This is a genomic window from Pseudomonas sp. B5(2017), assembly GCF_002112825.1.
GTDB classification, from domain to species: domain Bacteria; phylum Pseudomonadota; class Gammaproteobacteria; order Pseudomonadales; family Pseudomonadaceae; genus Aquipseudomonas; species Aquipseudomonas putida_Z.
In genome coordinates this window covers 1-2,242 of the sequence record NZ_NEIR01000035.1, presented here as the reverse complement: position 1 = coordinate 2,242, position 2,242 = coordinate 1, and the positions used below count along the sequence as shown (strand labels likewise).

The following is a 2,242-nucleotide window of genomic DNA, read 5'->3' as shown; positions in this document are numbered from 1 at the left end:
GAAACTCGACGTCAGCAGTACTGCGGCCGTGACCAAGGTCACCGACACCATCGACACCACTACCGTCACCCTGACCGCCACGCAAAGCGTGGTCGAGGGCGGCGTGGTGACTTACACCGCGTCGGTCAACCACAAGGTCACCGGTTCGGACCTGGTGGTAAAGTTGGCCAACGGCCAGACCATCACCATCCCGGTGGGTGAGTCGTCTGCTTCGGTGCCGTTCACCGCACCGAACAACGTCCACAACACCAACCTGGACCTGACCAACAAGATCACCGATATCTCGGGCGGCAACTACGAGAAGACCGTGGCGGTTGGCGAACCGGTGACCACCGTCACCGACAATCCGGCGACTCCGGATGTCACCACGCTCACCCTGACCGCGACGGACACCGTGGCCGAAGGCGGCAAGATCACCTACACCGCCACCTTGACCAACAAGGCCGGTACCGACCTGGTGATCAAGCTGAGCAACGGTGAGAGCATCACCATCGCCGCGGGCTCGAAAGAAGCCTCGATCACCATCGATGCCCCAAGCGACGATGTGTATGTCGATGCCGAAGACCTGAGCGTGACCGTTACCGGCACCACCGGCGGTGACTTCGAGAAGCTGGAGGTCAGCAACACTGCGGCCGTGACCAAGGTCACCGACACCATTGACACCACTACCGTCACCCTGACGGCGACTTCGACTGTCGCTGAAGGCGGCGTGGTGACTTACACCGCGTCGGTCAACCACAAAGTCACCGGTTCGGACCTGGTGGTGAAGTTGGCCAACGGCCAGACCATCACCATTCCAGTGGGCGAGTCGTCGGCATCGGTGCCGTTCACTGCACCAGACAACGTCCACAGCACCAACCCGGATCTCACCAACAAGATCACCGATATCTCGGGCGGCAACTACGAGAAGACCGTGGCCACCGGCGAGCCGGTGACAACCGTGACCGATGGTCCAGGTACCAAGGACGTTACTCACCTGACCCTGAGCGCGACGCCGACAGTTGCCGAGGGTGGCAAGATCACCTACACCGCTACCTTGACCAACAAGGCCGGTACCGATCTGGTCATCAAACTGAGCAATGGCGAGACCATCACCATTGCGGCTGGCTCGAAGGAAGCTTCGATCACCATCGATGCGCCAAGCGATGATGTGTATGTCGATGCTGAAGTCCTTCAGGTAAAAATGACCGAAACTTCGGGTGGTGACTTCGAGAAGCTGAATGTAAACAGCGGCGCAGCGGTGACCAAGGTCACTGACACCATTGACACGACTACCGTGACGCTGACGGCGACTTCGACCGTCGCTGAAGGTGGTGTGGTCACTTACACCGCGTCGGTCAACCACAAGGTCACCGGATCGGACTTGGTGGTGAAGTTGGCCAACGGCCAGACCATCACCATCCCGGTGGGCGAGTCGTCGGCTTCGGTGCCGTTCACCGCACCGAACAACGTCCATAACACCAACCTGGACCTGACCAACAAGATCACCGACATCTCGGGTGGCAACTACGAGAAGACCGCGGCCGTTGGCGAGCCGGTGACCACCGTCACCGACAACCCGGCGACTCCGGATGTCACCACGCTCACCCTGACCGCAACGGACACCGTGGCCGAAGGTGGCAAGATCACCTACACCGCCACCTTGACCAACAAGGCGGGCACTGACCTCGTGATCAAGCTGAGCAACGGCGAGACCATCACCATCGCCGCCGGCTCGAAGGAAGCCTCGATCACCATCGATGCCCCAAGCGACGACGTCTACGTCGATGCCGAAAACCTGAGCGTGACTGTCACCGGCACCACCGGTGGCGACTTCGAGAAGCTGAACATCAGCAGCACTGCAGCCGTGACCAAGGTCACCGACACCATCGACTCCACTACCGTCACCCTGACCGCGACTTCGACCGTCGCTGAAGGCGGCGTGGTGACCTACACCGCGTCGGTTAACCACAAGGTCACCGGTTCGGACCTGGTGGTGAAGTTGGCCAACGGCCAGACCATCACCATTCCGGTGGGCGAGTCGTCGGCTTCGGTACCGTTCACCGCGCCGAACAACGTGCACAACACCAACCTGGACCTGACCAACAAGATCACCAATATCTCGGGCGGCAACTACGAGGAGACCGTGGCGGTTGGCGAGCCAGTGACCACGGTCACCGACAACCCGGCGACTCCGGACGTCACCACGCTCACCCTGACCGCGACGGACACCGTGGCCGAAGGCGGCAAGATCACCTACACC

General features: G+C 61.0%; 1 protein-coding gene. It reads left to right on the top strand.

Going from position 1 to position 2,242, the window contains the following annotated elements:
- Positions 1-28 precede the first annotated feature (28 nt).
- Positions 29-2,242: immunoglobulin-like domain-containing protein (locus CAG00_RS27325; protein ID WP_371915776.1), on the top strand; the 2,214-nt coding region annotated here is incomplete at its 3' end.